This window comes from Streptomyces geranii (assembly GCF_002954775.1).
Lineage (GTDB): Bacteria > Actinomycetota > Actinomycetes > Streptomycetales > Streptomycetaceae > Streptomyces > Streptomyces geranii.
On record NZ_PJME01000025.1, the window covers coordinates 44172 to 66071 of the forward strand.

18 protein-coding genes and 1 riboswitch are annotated in these 21900 nt (G+C 71.6%); of the genes, 10 read left to right on the forward strand and 8 right to left on the reverse strand.

The window, feature by feature from the left end:
* The first annotated feature begins 94 nt into the window (after window positions 1-94).
* Together CW359_RS27225 and CW359_RS27230 are read left to right on the forward strand one after the other, a co-directional pair.
* Window positions 95-1450, forward strand: a complete 1356-nt coding sequence (locus tag CW359_RS27225) for an SWIM zinc finger family protein (RefSeq protein ID WP_105972786.1) — start codon at window positions 95-97, stop codon at window positions 1448-1450.
* Window positions 1451-1559: 109 nt separating this feature from the next.
* Window positions 1560-3293, forward strand: a complete 1734-nt coding sequence (locus CW359_RS27230) for a DUF5691 domain-containing protein (protein ID WP_232838611.1) — start codon at window positions 1560-1562, stop codon at window positions 3291-3293.
* Between the two features lie 54 nt (window positions 3294-3347).
* On the opposite strand, the gene CW359_RS27235 is transcribed toward CW359_RS27230, so the two are convergent.
* Window positions 3348-3752: a coenzyme B12-dependent isobutyryl CoA mutase small subunit gene (locus tag CW359_RS27235; protein ID WP_105972854.1), complete on the reverse strand. Its 405-nt coding sequence runs from the start codon at window positions 3750-3752 to the stop codon at window positions 3348-3350.
* Window positions 3753-4163: 411 nt separating this feature from the next.
* Between CW359_RS27235 and CW359_RS27240 the strand changes: the two genes are divergently transcribed.
* Window positions 4164-5078 carry an esterase/lipase family protein gene (locus tag CW359_RS27240; protein WP_105972787.1) on the forward strand — a complete coding sequence of 305 codons (915 nt, stop codon included), beginning with the start codon at window positions 4164-4166 and terminating at the stop codon, window positions 5076-5078.
* Window positions 5079-5326: 248 nt separating this feature from the next.
* Entirely contained in the window at window positions 5327-6862 is a 1536-nt protein-coding gene (locus CW359_RS27245) for a M23 family metallopeptidase (RefSeq protein ID WP_232838612.1), read from the forward strand.
* A gap of 97 nt (window positions 6863-6959) precedes the next feature.
* Here CW359_RS27245 and pcrA read toward each other — a convergent pair whose 3' ends face one another.
* The gene (gene pcrA, locus CW359_RS27250; RefSeq protein WP_105972789.1) at window positions 6960-9512 is read right to left on the reverse strand and encodes a DNA helicase PcrA; all 2553 of its coding nucleotides are present in this window, start codon (window positions 9510-9512) and stop codon (window positions 6960-6962) included.
* A 241-nt stretch (window positions 9513-9753) separates the two neighbouring features.
* Window positions 9754-9913, forward strand: a riboswitch (cyclic di-AMP (ydaO/yuaA leader).
* Between the two features lie 8 nt (window positions 9914-9921).
* On the opposite strand from pcrA, the gene CW359_RS27255 reads away from it, so the two are divergent.
* Window positions 9922-11124 carry a C40 family peptidase gene (locus CW359_RS27255; RefSeq protein ID WP_105972790.1) on the forward strand — a complete coding sequence of 401 codons (1203 nt, stop codon included), beginning with the start codon at window positions 9922-9924 and terminating at the stop codon, window positions 11122-11124.
* A 13-nt stretch (window positions 11125-11137) separates the two neighbouring features.
* Here the strand turns inward: CW359_RS27255 and CW359_RS27260 are convergent, their stop codons facing one another.
* Window positions 11138-11491, reverse strand: coding sequence for a hypothetical protein (locus tag CW359_RS27260; protein ID WP_105972791.1), 354 nt, complete (start codon window positions 11489-11491; stop codon window positions 11138-11140).
* Between the two features lie 488 nt (window positions 11492-11979).
* On the opposite strand from CW359_RS27260, the gene CW359_RS27265 reads away from it, so the two are divergent.
* Window positions 11980-13098, forward strand: coding sequence for a C40 family peptidase (locus CW359_RS27265; RefSeq protein WP_105972792.1), 1119 nt, complete (start codon window positions 11980-11982; stop codon window positions 13096-13098).
* Here CW359_RS27265 and CW359_RS27270 read toward each other — a convergent pair whose 3' ends face one another.
* Window positions 13099-13929, reverse strand: coding sequence for a LuxR C-terminal-related transcriptional regulator (locus CW359_RS27270; RefSeq protein ID WP_105972793.1), 831 nt, complete (start codon window positions 13927-13929; stop codon window positions 13099-13101).
* Window positions 13926-15218, reverse strand: coding sequence for an ATP-binding protein (locus CW359_RS27275; RefSeq protein ID WP_408647523.1), 1293 nt, complete (start codon window positions 15216-15218; stop codon window positions 13926-13928). Before CW359_RS27275 ends, CW359_RS27270 begins: the two co-directional genes overlap by 4 nt.
* Window positions 15219-15397: 179 nt before the next feature.
* Between CW359_RS27275 and CW359_RS27280 the strand changes: the two genes are divergently transcribed.
* Complete coding sequence (locus CW359_RS27280; protein ID WP_105972795.1) at window positions 15398-16849, forward strand: PspC domain-containing protein; 1452 nt, start codon at window positions 15398-15400, stop codon at window positions 16847-16849.
* Window positions 16836-17108 (forward strand): hypothetical protein, encoded by a 273-nt coding sequence (locus CW359_RS27285; protein WP_105972796.1) that lies wholly within the window; start codon window positions 16836-16838, stop codon window positions 17106-17108. The genes CW359_RS27280 and CW359_RS27285 overlap by 14 nt, the downstream gene beginning before the upstream one ends.
* 163 nt (window positions 17109-17271) lie before the next feature.
* Here the strand turns inward: CW359_RS27285 and CW359_RS27290 are convergent, their stop codons facing one another.
* Window positions 17272-17802: a DoxX family protein gene (locus tag CW359_RS27290; RefSeq protein WP_105972797.1), complete on the reverse strand. Its 531-nt coding sequence runs from the start codon at window positions 17800-17802 to the stop codon at window positions 17272-17274.
* Window positions 17803-17942: 140 nt separating this feature from the next.
* Complete coding sequence (locus CW359_RS27295; protein WP_105972798.1) at window positions 17943-19220, reverse strand: hypothetical protein; 1278 nt, start codon at window positions 19218-19220, stop codon at window positions 17943-17945.
* 212 nt (window positions 19221-19432) lie between these two features.
* Between CW359_RS27295 and CW359_RS27300 the strand changes: the two genes are divergently transcribed.
* On the forward strand, window positions 19433-20314 hold the full coding sequence (locus CW359_RS27300; RefSeq protein WP_105972799.1) for a DUF4429 domain-containing protein: 882 nt from the start codon (window positions 19433-19435) through the stop codon (window positions 20312-20314).
* A gap of 65 nt (window positions 20315-20379) precedes the next feature.
* Here CW359_RS27300 and CW359_RS27305 read toward each other — a convergent pair whose 3' ends face one another.
* Window positions 20380-21174, reverse strand: coding sequence for a class II aldolase/adducin family protein (locus tag CW359_RS27305; RefSeq protein ID WP_105972800.1), 795 nt, complete (start codon window positions 21172-21174; stop codon window positions 20380-20382).
* Between the two features lie 209 nt (window positions 21175-21383).
* Here CW359_RS27305 and CW359_RS27310 point away from each other — a divergent pair, with 209 nt between their 5' ends.
* Window positions 21384-21851: a pyridoxamine 5'-phosphate oxidase family protein gene (locus CW359_RS27310; RefSeq protein WP_105972855.1), complete on the forward strand. Its 468-nt coding sequence runs from the start codon at window positions 21384-21386 to the stop codon at window positions 21849-21851.
* The last annotated feature ends 49 nt before the right edge of the window (window positions 21852-21900 follow it).

Sequence of the window (21900 nt, forward strand, 5' to 3'; positions counted from 1 at the left end):
TGACCTGCGGAAACGACATTTCGGCGGCCGGGCGGGGCTGGTCGGTGATCGCTGCGAGGGCCGATTGTCAGTGGTGGGATCTACCTTCGATGTCATGACTCAGCAGGGGGTGCGCTGGACGGCGGATCAGGTGCTGGCACTGGCGCCTGACGTCTCGTCACGCAAAGCGGGAAGCAAACTCGGCGCGGCCGGGCCGTGGTCGGAGGCCGGCAGCTCGGACGAGGGGACGGTGTGGGGACTGTGCAAGGGCAGTGGCAGCAAGCCGTATCAGACGGTCGTCGACATCGCGGACGCCACCGGGCCTGCGTACAAGTGCAGTTGTCCGAGCCGCAAGTTCCCGTGCAAGCACGCCCTCGGGCTGCTGCTGCTCTGGGCGGGCGAGGACGGCGCGGTGCCGCGAGGGGAGGCGCCGGGCTGGGCGGAGGAGTGGCTGGCGGGTCGGCGGAAGCGGGCGGAGGAGAAGCGGGCGGCGGCGGACGGTTCACCGTCCCCGTCCGCTGATCCGGAGGCGGCGCGGCACAGGGCGGAGCGCCGGGCCGAGCGGATCACGGCCGGGGCGACGGAACTTGAGCAGCGCCTGACCGATCTGCTGCGCGGCGGCCTGGCGACGGCGGAGCAGGCGGGGTACGGCATGTGGGAGGAGACGGCGGCCCGCATGGTCGACGCGCAGGCCCCCGGACTCGCCTCGCGCGTGCGGGAGTTGGGGGCGATCCCGGCATCCGGTCCGGGCTGGCCGGTGCGGCTGCTGGAGGAGTGCGCGCTGCTCCATCTCCTGGACCAGGGCTGGCTGCGCCGGGACGAGCTGCCGGAGGGCCTGGCGGCGACGGTACGGTCCCGGATCGGCCTGCCCGGCTCGGCCGACGGCCCGCCGGTGCGCGACCACTGGCTGGTCCTCGCCCAGTACGAGACGGCGGACGCCCGTCTGACGACCCGCAGGATCTGGCTGCACGGCACGGAGTCGGGCCGCACCGCCCTCCTCCTCTCGTACGGGGCGGCGGGCCGCGCGCCCGAACTGTCGCTGCCGGTAGGGCTGGCGTTCGAGGCGGAGGTGGCCGCGTATCCCGGCGCCGGGCAGCTGCGGTCGGCGCTGGTCGAGCGGTTCACCCCGCCCGCCCCGACGGACGTACGGCCGACGGGGACGACGACCACACGCGCGGCGGAGCGCTACGGGAAGGCCCTCCTGGACGACCCCTGGCTGACCTCCGTCCCGACGACCCTGGACCGGGTCATACCCGTTCCGGCGGGCGGCTCCTGGCAGTTGGCGGACGCCGACACCGACTCGGCGCTCCCCCTGGCCCCGTCCGCCGCCGCCCACCCCGGCCTGTGGCGCCTGGTCGCCCTCTCGGGCGGCGCCCCGGTCAAGGTCTTCGGCGAGTGCGGCCACCGGGGCTTCACTCCCCTGACGGCCTGGCCGGAGGGTCCGACGGGACAGGCGGTCCCGCTGTGCTGAGGGGGCGCGAGACTCCACGGTTCCCAGGACACCCGCCCCCCTGTGCTGAAAGGCGCCGCACCTCACACGCTCACGCCCCCACCAAGCCCGTACGACGAAAGGGAACCCCATGAACGGCAGCACGGCCTCCGCCCCCGAGGGCACGCCTTCCGTGGGCGCACCCGTGGTCGGCGGCACCTGGGAGGAGCTGGTCACCTCGGCGCTGCTCGGCACGGACCGGCGTACGCCCCCGGGCTGTCCGCCGGGCGGGCAGGCGCCGGTCGTGCTGCTCGACGCGGCGGCCGTGGAGACCGTACGGCGGCGGGCGGGGCTGCGGCCGGCCCGGGCCGCCGGTCGCCCGGAGCCCGCCGCCGCGGACCCGCGTCCGCCGCTGCCCCCGGCGGCGGCCCGCAGGCTGGCGATGCTGCTGGCCGACCGGCCCGGCACTCCCGGCGGCGGGCGTCGGGGCACGGCGCCGGATCTGATGGAGCTGCTGCCCCAGTGGCTCGCGGCGGCGAACACGCACGGTTTCGCGGCCCCTCCGCAGACGCTGCCCGCGCTGCTCGACGCGGCCAGGGGGCGTACGGATCTGCGTCCGGCGGCGCTGGAGTTCGCGGGCCCGCGCGCGCTGTGGCTGGCCCGGCTGAACACGGACTGGCGGTTCGCCCTGCGCTCGACCCCGGGCGGAGGCACGGCCGTGCCCGGCGCGGACGAGCCCGAGCGGATCCAGCGGCTCTGGCAGGAGGGCCTGTTCGCCGAGCGCGTCTCCCTCCTCGCGGCGATACGCGCGCGGGAGCCCGCCGCAGCCCGGGAACTGCTGGAGACGACCTGGCCGACGGAGCGCGCCGAGGACCGGCTGATGTTCCTCGACTCGCTCCGCACAGGACTCTGCGCCGAGGACGAACCGTTCCTGGAGCGGGCGTTGGCCGACCGCAGCCGCAACGTCCGGGCCACGGCGGCGGAGTTGCTGTCCGCGCTGCCGGACTCGGCACTCGCCGCCCGCATGGCCGTCCGGGCGGGCGCGTGCGTGGCTGTCGACCACATGACCGGCACCGGCGGTGACGGTGACAGTGGCGCCGGCGGTACGAAGGACGGGCCCGCGCTCGTCGTCGAGGCCCCGCACGAATGCGACGCGGGTATGGAGCGCGACGGCGTCGTCGCCAAGGCCCCGGTAGGGCGTGGTGAACGGTCCTGGTGGCTGGGCCAGTTGGTGGAGGCGGCCCCGCTCGGCTCATGGTCGGCGCGACTCGGCGGACGTACGCCTGAGGAGGTCGTGGCGTTGCCGGTGGCCGACGACTGGCAGGGCGAGCTGCACGCCGCGTGGTGCCGGGCGGCGGTCCGGCAGCGGAACGCCGACTGGTCCCGGGCGCTGCTCGGCGCACCCTCGACACCCGAGGCGGGCGGACCCGGCGCGGTGTCCCTGGCCGAGCGGGCGAAGCTGCTCGCGACGCTGGACTCCGCCGAACGGGCCGAGTGGGTCGCGGGGTTCATCGGGACGCACGGCCTGTCGGAGGCCTTCCAGCTGCTCGGCGTGTGCGCGGTGCCCTGGGCGCCGCCGCTCGGGCGGGCCGTGGTCGACGCGCTCAACATCGCACGGGACGCGGGCAGTTACCCCTGGAGCTTCAGCGGCGTGATGGGCCTGGCGGAACGCTGCCTGGACCCCGCCGAGGCCGGCCGCCTCGACGGCCTGCTGGCGGTCCCGGACGAGGGCGAGGACGCGTCACCGGGCGCCGGAAGCTACTGGGCGGAGGCGTTCCAGCGCCTCGTGGGCACCTTGCGCCTGCGCGCGGCCATGGCGGAGGAACTGGCAACGGACGGGACGGACGAGACGGGCGGGACGGGCGGGAGGGGGACAGCGGCGTGAACCAGGTCCAGGAACCACCCGCACCCCGCCGAGCCCACGAGAACTCCTGTGTTCCTAGGCACCCGCCGACTCCCGCGCGTCTCCCCGGAGCCACTCCACGATCGAGGCCGTACTCGCCCCGGGCGCGAAGATCTCCGCGCCGCCCTGCTCCTTCAGTACCGCGATGTCCGCCTCGGGGACGACCCCGTCGCCGAAGACCTTGATGTCGGCGGCGTCGCGCTCCCGCAGCAGGTCGACCACCGCGGCGAAGAGCGTGCCGTGGGCGGGCAGCCCGATCGCGTCGGCGTCCTCCTGGATCGCGGTGCCGACGATCTGCTCGGGGGTCTGGTGGACGCCGGTGTAGATGACCTCCATACCGGCGTCCCGCAGCGCCCGCGCGAGCGACTCGGCCGCGCGGTCGTGGCCGTCGGGCCCCGGCTTCGCCACCACCACGCGGATCGGACCACCGGCCACACCCATCACAGCCTCCATGAAGTGCGTGAAGTGAACGAACGTTATGTCCAGCATCCCGCAACCGGCAGTTTCACGACGGATGACGAGGGGGAAATCACATGGTGGGACACGTTCGCCGCGCACCGTCGCCTTCACTGGACCGGCGCAAGGGGAGCCGCATCGAGGTCGTCGCACCACCGCGCCGCGAGCCGCGCGCCGTGGCGGTGCGGTGGGTCGGAGATGGCACGAAGGGCAGGAAGGCACGACAGCGGGGAGCTTCGTCGCCGTACGGCAGGAAGCTTCGCCACCCCCTTGTCGGAATCGCCGCGCGCCCGCCTCGTACGCCTCCGACGCCACCACCGGCCGCCTCGCGCGACCCCCCACTAGGGCACACGGGGGAACAGAGGAGTCCTCCCGCGTGCCGACAGGAGGTCGGCCATGAAGGTCATCCGGGCAGTTCAGCCGCTGCTGCCGCTCTGTGAGCGCGTCCTGCCGAGCAGGCTGGCGGGGCTCTCCCTCGCCCTCCTCAAGGCGACGGCCCTGGAGCTGGCGATCCTGGCGGGACACCTGCTCCTCTATCCGTCGGGCATCACGCAGGAACGCCGCGCCACGCCCCAGGACGCCAGCGCGCCCCCCGAGACCTCCACGACCAGCCAGACAGGCACCTCCACCACCTCCGTCGCCGCCCCCACCCACCTGCCGACGGAGCCGAAGCCCCCGGTCGTCCTCCTGCACGGCTTCATCGACAACCGCTCCGTCTTCGTCCTGCTGCGCCGCTCCCTCGTCCAGCACGGCCGCCGGCAGGTCGAGTCGCTCAACTACTCCCCGCTGACCTGCGACATCCGCACCGCCGCCGAACTGCTCGGCCGGCACATAGAGGAGATCTGCCGGCGCACCGGGCAGCCGCAGGTGGACATAGTCGGGCACAGCCTGGGCGGCCTCATCGCCCGCTACTACGTCCAGCGGCTCGGCGGTGACCACCGCGTCCGCACACTCGTCACCCTCGGCACGCCGCACTCCGGCACCCGGGTCGTCCCGCTGGCCGACGCGCACCCGATCGTCCGCCAGATGCGCCCCGGCTCGGCGGTCATCGAGGAACTGCGCCTCCCGGCTCCCGGCTGCCGTACGCGCTTCGTCAGTTTCTGGAGCGAACTGGACCACCTGATGGACCCGCCGACGACGGCCTGCGTCGACCACCCGGACCTGCTCGTACAGAACGTGCAGGTCACCGGCGTAGGCCACCTCGCCCTGCCGGTGCATCCCGCCGTCGCGACCGGGATAAGGCAGGCCCTCGACGACAGCGACCACCCCGTCGCCACCGGCGCGCAGACCGGCGGACTGACCGTGGCGTGACGCCGCGCACCCGTCGCACAGGGGCGTCCGCCACGTCCAAAGGGACGCCGAAGACGCGCCGGGATTCGAACAATCCTCGAACGCCAGGCCAAACCCGTGCCCGCAGTCCCCCGAAACACGGCCGAATGCCCGTTTCCCGCAGGCACGAAACCTGCGGAAGATTGTCGCGCCCGCATACCGCCGGGTACAGTCGCCGCACTGCTCGGCCAGCTCTACCAGCCCCTGTTGTCGAGGCGAAAGAGAAGTTGGTGAACGAACGTCACCCGTCGGGGACCATGACCACCCCGGCTCCGGCTTCCGACGCCGCGACGGCGCATTACGCGTCGTACGGCACGCAGGAAGTCCCTTTCGGTGACTTCACCACGTACGACCCCACCTTCGCCAACGGTTTCGACGCGGGTATGGGCACGGGTACGGGCACCGGCACTTTCGACACCGACCCCCTCTTCGGCAACATGCCGGGCGGCGAGGCGACCGGTTCGTACGACAACTCCCAGTGGTCCACGGGCAGTCAGCACACCCTGAACTACGACCCCTACGCGGCCCAGCACCACGCCGCCTACGACACCGGGGCGTACGACACCACCACCTGGGCCCCCGGCTACCAGCAGCTCGCCGACATCCCCGCGCAGACACCGCCCCCGGGCGGCGACACGAGCGGACAGTGGGACGCGAACGCCTGGCTCCAGCCCGACCAGAGCGGCCCGGCCGACCAGACCCAGCACTGGGAATGGGGCACGCAGGCCTTCGACACCGGGGTGTACGACGCCACGCAGTGGAACTCGGACAGCGGCACGCCCGCCCCGTCCGCCGAGTACGACCACGAGCCCGAGCACGAGTACGACCAGCAGGCCACCGCGATGTTCGAACAGATCGCGGACGCCACGGACGTACCGGACCACGAGCAGCAGGCCCTCGCCCACGACGAGCCGGACCTCCTCGCGGACGGCGAACTGCCCGCCGAGGCCCCGCTGCTCGACGGCCAGGAGGAACTCGCCCCGAGCGGCGGGCGCGCGGCGTCCCGTACGGCGGCGCGCAACGCGAACCGCTCCCGGCGGCGCCCCCCGGCCAAACGTTCCGCTCTGCTGACGATCGCCGTTCCGTCCGCCTGTGTGATGGGCGTCGCGGGCATCGCCGCCGCCTCGGTGGGCGGGATGAGCGGTGACGACGCGCAGAACACGACCGCGTCGGCCTCGGACGGTGTCGCCGTGAAACCGTCCGCCGCGAACAACAAGCTGGACTCCCAGCTGGAGAGCCTCACCGCGGGCGCCGACGACTTCGCCGACCGGGCCAGCCGTACGCAGGAACGTATCGACCTCAAGGCCCAGCAGGTCGCCGAGAAGAAGGCTGCGGCGGCGGAAGCGGCCCGCAAGGAGCGACTGCGCCCCAAGTACGCCCTGCCCGTCGCGCAGCGGGGCCTCAGCGCCTACTTCGGCCAGGCCGGCATCAACTGGATGTCCGTGCACACCGGGATCGACTTCCCGGTCTCGTACGGCACGACGGTGATGGCCGCGACCGACGGCACCGTACGGACGCAGTGGAACAGCGCGTACGGCAACATGATGATCGTGACGGACAAGGACGGCACGGAGACGTGGTACTGCCACCTCTCCAGCTACCAGGTCGCCTCCGGTACGACGGTCAAGGCCGGCGACGCCATCGCGTACTCCGGGAACTCCGGCAACTCGACCGGCCCGCACCTCCACTTCGAGGTACGCCCGGCAGGCGGCTCGGCGATCGACCCCCTCCCCTGGCTCCGCAGCCACGGCCTGGACCCGACGTAACCACCCACGCCCCAAAGGGGCGCGGGGAACTGCGCGACCAGCCCCCACCGGCCCGCAGATCACATGACCGCGCCCCAACCGCAACTCCAGCGGAGCGCTAAAGCTTCTCCACAGGCGCGTACCTCAACAGCAACCGCTTCGGCTTCTCCTCACCGAAGTCGACCGTGGCCTCCGCGTTCGAACCGGTCCCCTTCACACCCACCACGGTCCCCAGACCGAACTGGTCATGCGTGACCCGATCCCCCACCGCCAGCGCGACGACCGGCTTCTCCGCGCCACCCCGCCGCGTGGCGAATCCGGACGCCCCCGACGCCGCGGAGCGCGAGCGCGTGGACGACAGCGAGGACGCCACCCCGGATACCGGCCCCGAGGACTTCACCGGAGCGGCCACCGCCCCCGTGCGCTTCCACTCCAGATGGGTCGCCGGGATCTCCTCCAGGAACCGCGAGGGCGGGTTGTACGACGGCTGCCCCCACGCGCTGCGCAGCGACGACCGGGTCAGATACAGCCGTTCACGCGCGCGCGTGATGCCCACGTACGCGAGCCGCCGCTCCTCCTCCAGCTCCTTGACCTGGCCGAGGGCGCGCATGTGCGGGAAGACGCCGTCCTCCATGCCGGTCAGGAACACCACGGGGAACTCAAGGCCCTTGGCGGTGTGCAGGGTCATCAGGGTGATGACGCCGGAGCCGTCGTCGTCCTCGTCGGGGATCTGGTCGGAGTCGGCGACCAGGGCGACCCGCTCCAGGAACGCGGCGAGCCCGACCGGGGCAGGCGCCTCGCCCGCGGCCTCACCCAGCGCCTCGCCCTCCGCGGGCTGCTGGGCATCCTCCGCCTGCGCGGACTCCTGCTCGAACTCCAGGGCGACCGCGGCGAGTTCCTGGAGGTTCTCGATCCGGGTCTCGTCCTGCGGGTCGGTGGACGCCTGCAACTCGGCGAGATAGCCCGTGCGTTCGAGTACCGCTTCGAGGACGGTCGCCGGGCCCGCGCCGGACTCGACGATCGTCCGGAGGTCCTCCATCAGCGTGTTGAACTTCTTGACCGCGTTGGTCGAACGCGACGCCATCCCGTACGCCTCGTCCACCCGCCGCAGCGCCGCCGGGAAGCTGATCTTCTCGCGCTGCGAGAGCGCGTCGATCATCGCCTCGGCACGCTCCCCGATGCCCCGCTTGGGGACGTTGAGGATGCGCCGCATCGGCACCGAGTCCTCCGGGTTGGCGAGGACACGCAGGTAGGCCAGGACGTCCCGGACCTCCTTGCGCTCGTAGAAGCGGACTCCGCCGACGACCTTGTAGGGCAGGCCGACGCGGATGAAGATCTCCTCGAACACACGGGACTGGGCGTTCGTCCGGTAGAAGACGGCGACATCGCCCGCCTTCGCGTCGCCCGCGTCCGTCAGGCGGTCTATCTCCTCGGCGACGAACTGCGCCTCGTCGTGCTCGGTGTCGGCGACGTAGCCGGTGATCTGCGCGCCCGCGCCCGCGTTGGTCCACAGGTTCTTGGGGCGGCGGGACTCGTTGCGCTCGATGACCGCGTTGGCGGCGCTCAGGATCGTCTGCGTGGAACGGTAGTTCTGTTCGAGCAGGATCGTCGTCGCGTCCGCGTAGTCCTCCTCGAACTGGAGGATGTTGCGGATCGTCGCGCCCCGGAAGGCGTAGATCGACTGGTCGGCGTCACCCACGACACACAGCTCGGCGGGGCGCAGCTCGTGCTCATTGGGCGGTACGTCCACCGGGTGTTCGGAGGTGCCGACGAGTTCCCGTACGAGGGCGTACTGGGCGTGGTTGGTGTCCTGGTACTCGTCGACGAGGACATGCCGGAAGCGGCGGCGGTAGTGCTCGGCGACGTCCGGGAAGGCGCGCAGCAGATTGACCGTCGTCATGATCAGGTCGTCGAAGTCGAGGGCGTTGGCCTCGCGCAGCCGCGACTGGTACATCGCGTACGCCTGGGCGAGGGTCTTCTCGAAGCCGTCGCTCGCCTGGGCGGCGAAGTCCTCCTCGTCGATCAGCTCGTTCTTCAGGTTGGAGATCTTCGCGCTGAACGACTTGGGCGGGAAGCGCTTGGGGTCGAGGTCCAGATCGCGGCAGACGAGCGCCATGAGCCGCTTGCTGTCGGCGGCGTCGTAGATCGAGAAGGACGACGTGAAGCCGAGCCTCTTGCTCTCCCGGCGCAGGATCCGCACGCACGCGCTGTGGAACGTCATCACCCACATCGCGTTCGCGCGCGGGCCGACGAGCTGCTCGACGCGTTCCCTCATCTCGCCGGCGGCCTTGTTGGTGAAGGTGATCGCGAGGATCTGGCCGGGGTGGACGCCCCGCTCGCCGAGCAGATAGGCGATGCGGTGCGTGAGCACACGGGTCTTGCCGGAGCCGGCGCCCGCCACGATGAGCAGGGGGGTGTCGGCGTGCACGACGGCCGCGCGCTGGTTCTCGTTGAGCCCGTCCAGGAGCGCGGCCGGGTCCACCACGGGGCGCGGGGCGCCGTCGCGGTAGTACGCGTCCCGGTCCGGCGGCGCGTCGAACTGCCCGCCGAACAGGTCGTCCGGAACGGACTCCGGAGCGTGCTCGTCCTCGGGCGGCGGCGGGGGCTCCTCCTCGCGGGCCCGAGGGCCCTGGAGGTCCGCCAGGAAGCTGTCGTCAAAGAGGCTGCTCATCGCTCTCCGAGTCTAGGCGCCCCCACTGACAACCAGCCGCCACCCCGAAAACATGCACTGACCAATCCCACCAAACAACAACAAGCCGATTCCGGTGAGCAGTGTTTAATGCCGAGGTCACAAAAACGTATCGGGCATAGCGGTCATCAACCTTCACAGGGGCCACACGAGTTGGTTAGCGTGCCCCCAGGGCTGCTCGACCCCCACCGGCGAACGTCGCCGGGCCGTGCGGCCCCCGCCGAGTCCGATCGTGCCGCCCTGTGCGGCAGGAGCCGGGGACCCACCGAAAATCTGGGGTGAATCGGTCCGACCGCCGTCCAGGGCACGGACCGTAGGGCAACCCTTCCGAACCACCCGCCCGAACCCGACAGCTAACCCGGTAGGCGGAACGTGGAAGGAGTCGCCTCCCTTGGCGTCGTCGCACCGCAAGTCGCGTCCTACGGGAACGCGCATAGCAGGTATACGGACCCCCGCCTTCGCCACGGCGGCCCTGACCGCCTCCGTCGCCCTGCTGACCCAGACCGCCGCCAACGCCGCGCCCTCGGACCCCACCACGCCTCCGGCGCCCTCCGCCGACGACCAGCCGAGCATGGAGGAGGTGGAGGCGCAGGTCGACGACCTGTACCACCAGGCCGAGTCGGCCGCCGACGTGTACAACGCGGCCAAGGAGAGGGCCGTCAAGCAGCAGAGTCGCGTCACCGCACTGATGGACGACGTGGCCCAGCGCACCCAGAAGCTCAACGAGGCGCGCGAGGAGCTGGGCACCTTCGCCGCCGCCCAGTACCGCACCGGGTCGGCCGCCCCCGACACGGCGACGTTCCTGCTGGCGGACACGCCGCAGGACTACTTCGACCAGAACCAGCTGACGGACCGTCTGACGGCCCGCCAGAAGGACGCGGTCGACGACTACATCACCCAGCAGGCCGAGACGACGCGCCAGCGCCAGGAGGCCACCGCGAGCCTGGAGTCGCTCACGGAGTCCCAGGACCACCTGCAGACGACGAAGACCGCCGTCCAGAAGAAGCTCGCACAGGCCCGCCAGCTCCTCTCCCGCCTCACGGCCGAGGAGAAGCTGCGGCTCGCGGCGATCGAGCGGAAGAAGCAGGCCGAGGCCCGCCGCCAGGCCCAGGAACTCGCCCTCCGGCAGCAGGAGGCGGCGGCAGCCGCGGCGGCGGCGCAGCAGCCGACGGGCGGCACCGCGTCGGACACGGCGTCCTCGTCGACGACGACTCCGGTCACGGACTCCTCGTACGCCACGAAGGCCGAGAAGGCTCTCGCCTTCGCACGCGCACAGATCGGCAAGCCGTACGTCTGGGGCGCGACCGGCCCCGACTCGTACGACTGCTCCAGCCTCACCCAGGCCGCCTGGCGGGCCGCCGGAGTCACCCTCCCGCGCACCACCTACGACCAGGTGAACGCGGGCACGACGGTCTCCCTCGCCGACGCTCAACCCGGTGACCTGGTCTTCTTCTACGACGACATCAGCCACGTCGGCCTCTACATCGGCAACGGCATGATGATCCACGCCCCGAAGCCGGGTGCGTACGTACGCGAGGAGTCGATCTTCTACGACGGCGAGTCGGCGATCCACAGCGTGGTGCGCCCGGCCTGAATCACTGGTCTCGTCAGGTCCAGAGCACGGCGATGAAGATGTTCGCCGTGGTGAACAGGCCCACCAGGCCGAACAGTCGCTTGTCCACGGTCTCGTCGTCCCGCTTCACATAGACGAGGCCGAGGACGACGATCAGCAGGGCCAGCTTCACGCCGATCTTGACGTTGTTCACCGTCTGGTCGTCGGCCTGGTTGAGGCCGACCAGCGCGACACCGGTGACCAGCATGGTGAACGCGCCGTGCAGCATCGCGGGCACGAAGCGGGCCGTGCCCTGCCCCATCGCCTTCAGCTGGGTGAGGAACCCGCCCAGCAGCGAGGCGATGCCGATGATGTGCAGCCCGACGAACAGATGGATGAGTACGCCCATGGCCCGGGAGCCTAGTCAGAGCCCCCGGGCCCGCCTGACACCGGGCCGGGCGTACGGCGCTCACGGGCACCCTTCCGGGTGCGGGACGCGTCGCTGCGGAACCTCGCATATATGCACCCCATAGCACCGTGTAATCGCCACGTGCCTCCCAAACCCCCTCATCGGTCAGCCGGTTGTGTGAAGTCGGCGGCGGCGGAACGCGATCACGGTCGCATGCGGTCACCGCTCGATCGGCTCACGCCAGTTCCGTACATGGCGTTACCCCCAGGTCACCCTCCGGTTTAGCGTCCTCCACCAGGTGACCGGCTCCCCACCGCCGCCCGGGCCAGGGGCGGCAGTCGGCCACCACCGCCGAGAAAGTCCGGCGGCGGACCGCTCCCCCTGTGCGGACCGTCGCCGGACGCGTCACCGCCCTCCCGGGTCCGCTTCCCGGGCAGCCTTCCGGCGGTCGTCGCAGTGGCGGTCGTACGAAAGGACGTGACGCCCCGGTGGCAGCGCACCGCAAGCCCCGACAGCGCTCGCTCAACGGCAATACGGCCCGCACCGCCGCGACGATCGCCCTCGCGGGCGCGGCGACGGCGACCGGCTTCGACGGCATCGGGTACGCCGAGCCACAACTGACCCAGGCGCAGGTCGAGGCCAAGGTGAACAAGCTGTACGAGGAGGCGGAGGTCGCCACCGAGAAGTACAACGGCGCGAAGGAGAAGGCCGAACGGGCGGAACGGCGGCTGGGCAACCTGCGGGACGAGGCGGCCCGCAAGGAGGACCGGCTGAACTCGGCGCGGGAGGCGCTGGGTTCGATGGCCGCGGCGCAGTACCGCTCCGGCGGACTCGACCCCGCCCTGCAGCTCGCCCTCTCCGACGACCCCGACGCCTATCTGGACGGCGCCGCGTTCGCCGAACGGGCGGGCAGCAGACAGGCGGGTGACGTCGCCCGCGTACGCAGGCAGCTGCGGGAGATCGAGCAGCTGCGCGGCGCCGCCCACGTCGAACTCACCACCCTCAAGTCCCGCCAGGCCGAGCTGAACCGCCACAAGAAGACGGTGACCGGAAAGCTCGGCGAGGCCCGCAAACTGCTGTCCCGCCTCACCGCCGAGGAACGCGCCCGCCTCGCGGCGAACACCGGCGGCGGCACCGGAGGCTGGGGCACGGCGCACGCCTCGCGGTCGTCGGGCGGTGCGCGGGAGGGACTGGGGGCGACCGGAGTCGCCGACACCACCGGGCCGTCCGGGTCCTCCGGAGCCGCCGAGGCACCCAACTCGCGTGCGGCGGCTGCCGTTTCCTACGCCTACGAGAAGCTCGGCAGCCCCTACGTCTGGGGCGCCACCGGTCCCGACGCCTTCGACTGCTCGGGCCTCATGCAGGCCGCGTACCGCTCCGCGGGCATCTCCCTGCCCCGCACCACCTACGCCCAGATCAACGCGGGCCAACGTGTCTCACGGTCCGAACTCCTCCCTGGCGACCTGGTGTTCTTCTACTCGGGCATCAGTCATGTGGGCATGTACGTGGGCCGCGGCCAGATGATCCACGCCCCGAACCCGTCGGCTCCGGTACGGGTGGCACCGCTGGACGAGATGCCGTTCGCGGGAGCGACCAGGGTGGTGTGACTACACCAGCCTCCGGGCCGTGGCCCACCGCGTCAGTTCGTGCCGGTTGGACAGCTGGAGCTTCCTGAGGACCGCCGACACATGCGACTCGACCGTCTTCACGGAGATGAAGAGCTGCTTGGCGATCTCCTTGTACGCATAGCCCCGGGCGATCAGCCGCAGCACCTCCCGCTCGCGCTGGGTGAGCCGGTCGAGGTCCTCGTCCACCGGTGGGGCGTCGGTGGACGCGAAGGCGTCCAGGACGAACCCGGCGAGCCGCGGCGAGAACACCGCGTCGCCGTCCTGGACCCGGAAGACCGAGTCGACGAGGTCCGTACCGGTGATCGTCTTCGTCACGTAGCCGCGCGCACCGCCCCGGATCACGCCGATGACATCCTCCGCGGCGTCCGAGACGGACAGCGCCAGGAAGCGCACCGGCTGCTCGGGGTCGGCCATCAACGGGGCGCAGCGGCGCAGGACTTCGACCCCGCCGCCGCCCGGCAGATGGACGTCGAGGAGGACCACCTCGGGCCGGGTCGCGGTGATGACGGTGACCGCCTGGTCGACGTCGGCCGCCTCACCGACCACCTCGACGCCGGTCCGCTCGGTCTGCCCGATCTCGGCCTGGACCCCCGTACGGAACATACGGTGGTCGTCGACGAGCACCACCCGCACCCGCCGCCCGCCCGCGTCACCGCTGTCACCACCACTGCCGCCGCCGGCCGCCGCGCCGGTCTGCGCGCCCTCGGTGGCTTCGGCGGCTGCGGTGGCCTCGGCGGCCGGTGCCGCTTCGGCCGACTCCGCCGAACCGGCCGGCCCGGCCTGCCTGTTGTCCCCCTGCGCCTCGCTCATGACGTACTCTCCGCCCTCTCCATCTCCAGCTCGACCTCCGTGCCGCCGCCCGGTACCGCGCGCAGTCGCGCCGTACCGCCGTTGCGCTCCATCCGGCCGATGATCGATTCTCTGACGCCCATGCGGTCGGCGGGTATGGAGTCGAGGTCGAAGCCGGGTCCGCGGTCCCGGACGGACACGAAGACCGTCCTGCCCTCGACCTCGGCGTAGACCTGCACCGCACCGCCCTCGCCACCGTACTTGGCGGCGTTCACCATCGCTTCCCGCGCGGCCTGCATCTGTGCGCCGGTTCTGTCGTCGAGCGGGCAGTCGCCGACGACCACGACCTCGATGGGGACGCCGTGCTTGTCCTCCACCTCGGCCGCGCTGCGCCGCACCGCCTCGGCGAGGGTGTCGGGTTCTTCGGCCTCGTCCTTTCCGGTGCCCTCCGGTTTGTAGAGCCAGTTGCGCAGTTCGCGCTCCTGGGCGCGGGCGAGGCGGCGCACCTCGTTCGCGCTCTCCGCGTTGCGCTGGATCAGGGTCAGGGTGTGCAGCACCGAGTCGTGCACATGGGCGGCGACCTCCGCACGCTCCTGGGCGCGGATGCGCATCAGGCGCTCCTCGGAGAGGTCCTGGGTCATCCGGACGAGATAGGGACCGGCGAGCAGCGCTGTCCCGACCAGCACGGCGAGCGCGGCTTGGAGGACCGAGCCGAGGTGGGCTGCGGAGCCTTGCAGGACGAAGATGCCGGACACCCCCGCGGTGACCAGCATGACGCCGGCCGCGGCGCGGACAAGGGTGAGGGTGCGTCTGCGGCTGCCGACCTCCATCCAGCGGGCCCGCCGGGCGTTGTCCGCCTGGCGCCAGACCAGGGCGACACCGGCGGCGACGAGCACCGCCGGGAACAGATAGATCCTGGCGCCTCCGCCGAGATTCACATTGCCGACGAACACCATGGCCACGACGACCATGAGGAGCAGGGCGACGATCTGTCCCTTGTCCGGCTTGCGGGCGACGAGTCTGCGGCGGCCGTCGGGCGAACTCCCGGTGGTGACGAAGGACGGGGGCCGCTGGGCCTCGACACCGCCGACGCCGAGCGGCACGAAGAACCAGAAGGCCGCGTAGAGCAGCGCACCGAGTCCGTCCGCCATGAACAGGCCGACGAACATGAGGCGCAGCCAGATCACCGGCAGGCCGAGATGCCCGGCGAGCCCTCGCGCGACTCCTCCGAGCCAGCGTCCGTCGCTGCTGCGGTAGAGCTTGCGCGGGGGCCGCGGTTCGACGAGTGGCAACGCTGCGGCTTCCGGCATGCCATCGATGTTCACACGAGCGGCGGGGCCGGGCATCAGGGTCGGCCCCCGAGACTCCCCTGATCTTCGGGCCCGCCCCTCCTCGAACGTTTCCCGGGCCCCGCCTCGGGGCCGATATCAGGGTTCGTCCAGGGTCATCCCGACTGCCGCCGGGCGGCCCCAGGCGCCACCATGGACTCATGACAGATCACGCCAACGCCGCGACGGGTCCGGGACCCGGCTCCGGCCCGCGCCCCACACCGGGCGCCGGGCCGCAGGATGCCGCGCCCGCCGCGACACCGCCGCCGCGCACAGAGAAAGAGGAACCGCGCGCGCCCGGGCACACGGACCCGGTCGCGGGTGTCACGGCCGAGGAGCAGCTGCCGGCCAGGTTCCGCCGGGACCGGCGGCAGAAGATGCTGGGCGGGGTGTGCGCCGGACTCGGGCGGACCTGCGACATGGACCCGGTGATCTTCCGGATCACCCTGGCGGTGCTCTCGGCGACGGGCGGCATCGGCCTCATCTTCTACGGCTTCGCCTGGCTGTTCGTGCCGTACGAGGACGAGGAGGAGAACGAGGTCCGCAAACTGCTCACCGGCAGAGTGGACGGCCAGGGGCTGACCGCCGTGCTCTTCGCGCTGGTCGGCTGCGGTGTGTTCCTGACGATGCTGAAGAACGGCGGGGTGCTGTCCTTCGCCGTCATACTGTCCATCCTGCTCGCGGGCGCAGGCTACTGGTCGCGCAACCGCGGCGCCCCCGACCCCGACCCGCTGGCCGCCCAGGCCGTCGCGGACGCCCCACCGGAGGCCCAGGCGCCCCCGGTCCCCGCCGCCTACCCGTCCTGGTGGCGCGACCCCATCGTCAAGGACGGCACGCATGTCGGCGGGACCGGCTATCTGTGGGGTCCCCCGGGCGGCCTCGACCGGGACATCGTGGTGCCCGGCGACATCGCGCACGTCAGCTACAACAGCCGGCGGCCGGAGGCGGGGGCGGTCTGGCCCCGCCCGCCGAAGCCACGCGGCCCGCGCTGGATCGGCGGCTGGATCCTGCTGCTCGCCCTTCTCGCCGGTTTCGTCGGCACGGCGGCGAAATGGGACGAGGAGGCTCTCGCCACCAGCCTGCAGACCGGCCTGGCCTGCGCGCTCACGGTGTTCGGCCTCGGCATAGCCGTCAGCGCGTTCCTCGGCCGTACGGGGGCGGGCTCGGTCTTCCTGGCGATCATCACGGCGGGGCTGCTGGCAGGCGCGTCGGCACTGCCCAAGGACGTCAGCACCCACTGGGTGCGCAAGGAATGGACACCGGCCGCGGTGGCGGACGTACTGCCAAGGTACGACGTCGGGACGGGTGTCGCCACCCTGGACCTGACCGGGCTGCGCGTGGCCAAGGGGCAGACGGTGACGACGGCGGTGGAGGTGGGCATGGGCCGGATCGAGGTGATCGTGCCGGAGGGAGTCACGGTGAAGGCGGACATCCAGGTGGGCGTGGGCGACATCCAGCTGCCCGGCGACGACCAGCAGGACGTGGACGTGGCACCGGGCAAGCACAAGCAGGCCACGCTGTCACCGGCGGGCGGCGGCGCGAACGCGGGCACGATCGACCTCGACCTCGGGGTCGGTCTGGGACAGGCGGAGGTGACCCGTGCTACGTCATGAGTTCCAGCCCGGGAAACTGATCGCCGGCATCTTCGTCACCATCGCCGGTGTCACCTATCTCGGCGACGCGGGCGACGCCTGGGAGACACCCTGGTTCGCGGTGATCCCGCTGCTGGTCCTCGGCCTCGCACTGGCGGGTGTGGTGGCCGGGCTGACCGGAGCGGTACGCCGCCGCAGGAAGAACCGCCGCGCGGCAGCCGAGGCGGCCGGCCCGACAGAGGCGACAGGCTCCTCGGACACCGCGAAGATACCGAACTGACCGACGGCCGAAGGCTGTTGGCGAGTGGCTGACGGCTGACGGCTGACGGCTGACGGCTGACGGCTGACGGCTGACGGGTACGGCTTACGGCCGACCGGTCATCCGCTGCGGCGACCGCTGGCCCTGGTCCTGGCCCTGGTCCTGGCCCTGACCCTGGCCCTGGCTACCGGTATCCCCCGGCCCGCTGTCGCCGTCGGCCCCGCAGGGCCGCGTCCACGGAGAAGACGGACGCTCCGGCGAGGATCAGGGGGAGCCAGGCCATCAGGTAGGGAAGGTCGTTGCCGTAGTAGTAGGGGTCGGCCGCCCAGCTCACGGTCAGCCAGAGGCTGAGCGAGATCAGGGCGCCGCCGACCGCCGCCAGCCGGGCCAGCAGTCCGATCAGCGTGCCGATGCCGACGGCCAGCTCGCCGAAGGCGATGGCGTAGCCGAAGCCGGCGGGGTTCTTGAGAGCGAGGTCCACCAGGGCCGGGATGGCGGAGGAGTCCCGAACCGTACGCATCAGATCACCGACCGACCCCGATCCGGAGTCGGCGAAGAAGGAGCTGTCGGTGAGTTTGTCCAGACCGGCGTAGATGAAGGTGACGCCCAGGAAGACGCGCAGGGGCAGCAGGGCGTAGCGGGTGGCGGTGTCACGCCAGTCCCGGTCGCCGTCGAGGTAAGGGGAGTGCGTATCCGTCCGAGTGCTGTGAGTCATCGCCCTTAGCCGCCTCTCGCCCGCCGTACGTTGACCCCTCAACAGACCATACGTATCCCGACGTGACCTCGCTCACTTCCGGTAGGCCAAATTTCCGCCTTGGCCGGGAAGCAGCGGTGGTCCGACAACCGGGCCGAGCGTCAGTCCGTCACGTCGATGACGCACCGGTTGGTCTCCACGCCCGCCGCGGTGACGACCTGGACCTCCACCCGGCCGGGCTCGACGTCCGCCGGTACCGGCACCGTCAGTACCTCGTCGCGGGGGTTGCTGAAGCCGCCGGGGACCGGGACCAGGGGGACGTGGACATGGACCGGGCCGATGCGGACGACCATGCGGGACAGCCGGTCGGCAGTGCCCGCGCCCGGGGGTACGAAGCCGGCTCCGCGGATCTCGATGTCGTCGCCGGTGCGGATGGGGGCGTCCAGGTCGCCCGCCTCCCGGGAGCGGACGACCGACAGGATCACCGGCCGGCCGCCCTCCGCGTACTTGCCGGCCACATAGGTGGCCGCCGACACCAGCACCACCACAGCCAGTCCCCACGGCAGATCCGGCAACTGGTCCGGACGCCGGGCCAGCCGTACGACAGCGAAGAGGAGAGCTACCGTGCCGATCATCACGTACTGGATGTCCGCGAAAGTGCCGCGGCCCGAGTCGTCCGTCAGGAGGTCGGCCGCGCGGGGGCGGTCCGCGCGGACCTTCTGGAGTCGCTGGCCGAGGACACGCAGGCCGACGACCCTGCGCACGAGCACCGCGATGGCACAGACGACGGCGAGGACGGTCACGACGCCCGCGCCCCGGGCGAGGTCGAGTCCGGCGATCAGCGCGTCGCGCTCCTCGTGGCCGGAGGCCACCGCGAGCCGGCCGACCAGCACGAGCACGGCGTACACCACGAACAGCACCCAACTCGCCGCCACCACACGGGAGGTCGACAGGCGGTTGTCCTCGCCGATCAGGGGCGCCAGCGCGCCGCCCCGGGCCCGGTGGAACCAGGACGCGGCGGTGAGCGCGCCGCCGACCAGTACGGCGGCGACCAGGCCGGCCGTGCGGGCCGCGCTCCAGCCCGCGCCGATCGCGGTGAGCGCCTGCCCGAGCAGCAGCACGCCGATCAGCGCCCACACGGTGAACGCCGTGCGGCGCCACAGTCGGGCGAGCCACACCTCGCCCTCGGCCCGGCCGCGTTCGGCGACGACCGCCGCGGACTGGGTCAGTTCGTCCGAGACCCACTGGCGGGACGCCGAGGCCGAGTGGGCCACCGCCGCCGGCAGCCCCTGTCCCGCCGCGAACCCGTCCCGCATGAGCAGGAACTCGGCGACCGCGCGCCGATGTCCCGTACGTGCCCCGTGGGGACAGTCCCCGCAGGTGCAGCCGCCTCCGTGTTCCCCGGGCAGCACACCTTGTCTCGCCTCCTGCACCGCCACGCCCGACGCCTGCCTTCCCGCACCCGATACCCCGACCACACATGCGCGGATCGCCGCCCGAACCGCACATTTGACCCTCGTACAACTCCCCCACGACGAGAGCGAATTGTGCCCTACGCAACACCCCCTCGCGTACGGCAGGTCGGCTCCCGCAGCGGAAAGGGCGAGTGAAACCACGGTCTCCGTGTTGACCCGGCTGCGAGAATTCGCGTATGGCCGAGATCATCCAGCGCGACGGGAGCTGGGCCTTCGACGGCGGCACGGTCAGGATCACGCCGGGGCTCCACCGTTCCGTGCCGCTGTTCCGGCAGACGTACGGCGAGGTCGCCGTGCCTCTGGAGGCGGTTTCCGGGATCGTCTACGAGCCCGAACGCAAGCGTGGGCGGCTGCGGTTGCGGCTGCGCGAGGGAGCCGACCCGCTGCTCCAGGCGACGGGCGGACGGCTGCCGGACGCGGCGGACCCGTACCGGCTGACGGTGGACATCGATCGGTCCGGAGTCGCCGAGTACCTCGCCGAGGAGATCCGGCACGCCCTGCTCCTCGACCAGGTGCCCAAGGAGCCGGCGAAGGCGTATCTGCTGCCGGGGCCGCCCGTGCCGGTGTCGGTGCGGTCCAGCGACGGCATGGTGTCGTTCGACGGTACGCAGGTGCGGATCGACTGGGCCGACACCGCGGACCGGGTCAAGCGGGCCACCGGCCCCCGCATCATCTCGACCCAGGATCTCGTGCAGGTCGACTGGCTGCCCAACTCGGGCTACGAGGACGGGTTCATGCGCTTCGTGACCCGGGGCACGGTGTTCTCGAAGCTGCCGCCGGAGAAGGACCCGTACGCGCTCGACCTGTGGGGCAGCGCGCGCCGGGATCTGCTCACGGCGCTCGTCGCGACGGCGGTCACCGCCCGGCTGCCGCATCCCTCCACGCGGGCGGTGGACTATGTGGAGCAGGCCCGGCTCTCGCCCGCGGTCCCGCCCCACTCCGACCATCACGACGTACTCCTGCGCAGGCTCCGGGAGTTGGGCGAGCTGCACCGCGAGGGGGTGCTCACGGACGAGGAGTTCGCGGCGACCAAGGCGGCCGTGCTCCGGAGTTTCTGACCCGGCCGCGGCCGGACAGTCCCGGGTCCGGGTCCGGGTCCGGGTCGCGGTCGGCCCAGTCGCGGTCAACTCAGCAGATCCGGCTCGCTCCTGCTGATGTCCCGCCACAGCGGCTGGTAGTTGATCCAGGCGACCAGGTCGCCGCCGAGCTGCTCGCGCGTCGAGACGGCCTGCTTGTGGTCGATGAGGACGGGCCGGCCGGCCGCTCGCGCGGTCAGCTGGACCTGGCTGGAGCGTTCCATCGACAGGAACCACCAGGCCGCCGCGTCCACCGAGTCGCCCACCGTGAGCAGCCCGTGGTTGCGCAGCACGAGGGCCTTGCGGGTGCCCAGCGCGGACGCGATCCGGCGGCCCTCGTCGGCGTCGACGGCAACGCCCGTGTAGGCGTCGTACAGGGCGTGGTCCTCGTAGAAGGCGCAGCTCTCCTGGGTGATCGGGTCGAGGAGGTCGCCGAGGGCGGCGAGGGCGCGGCCGTGCACCGAGTGGCAGTGGGCCACGGCGACGACGTCCGGGCGGGCGGCGTGCACCTGGGCGTGGACGGTGAAGGCGGCCTGGTTGATGTGGTAGCGGCCCTCGATGACCTGGCCGTCCTGGTTGGCCATGACGAGGTCGCTCACGGTGACGTGCTTGAAGGGCATCCCGAAGGGGTTCACCCAGAAGCAGTTGCTGTACTCGGGGTCGCGCGCGGTGATGTGCCCCGAGACGCCGTCCTCGAAGCCGAGCCGTCCGAACAGCCTGAGCGCTCCGGCCAGCCGTTCCTTGCGGTGCCTGCGCTCGTCGTCGAGCGACTCGTACATCGGGGGCATCGCGAACTGCAGCTGGTCGGTGGGCAGCGGCAGGGGCGGTGTGGGCCCGTGCATAGGTCCTCCACACTGGGTTCCTTTACGGAGCGGAAGTTACCGTCGGTCCGCGCAGGAGAACAGGGATGTTTGCGAAGAGATAAAAGAGATACCGGAGACGGAGGCCCGAGACCCACCGGAGTCCCGGACCGACTCCGAACAGCGACGAATACGAGACACCACCGAATACCCGTCAGGGGATGTCGGGTATCCACGTCAGACTCGGTTCCATGAACTGGGCAGTGTTCACCACCACCGAACCGGAACTGGCCGAAACCGTCGAGGAGCGCTTCCGCGCCTTCACGCACCACACCCTCGCCACCCTCCGCAAGGACGGCTCGCCGCGCACCACGGGGCTCGAAGTCCGCTTCCTGAACGGCGAGTTGTGGCTGGCGATGATGCCGGACTCGCTCAAGGCCCGAGATCTGCTCCGCGACCCCCGTTTCGCCCTCCAGGCGAACCACGGGCCGGGGACGGACATGGGCGGGGGCGACGTCAGGGTGAGCGGGCGGGCGTACGAGGTGGAGGATGCGGCGGTCAAGGCCGCGTACGCCGAAGAGGTGGAACCGCCGGAGCCGTTCCACCTCTTCCGCACCGAGCTGACGGAGGTCGTGCGGACCTTCGTCGAGGACGAGAAGTATCTGGTCGTCCAGGTCTGGACGCCCGGAGAGCAGGTGCGGACCCTCAAGCGGACCTAGGCCCTGTCGCCCTGTCGCCCTGCCGTCAGGACCTGGACCTGGGCCCGGG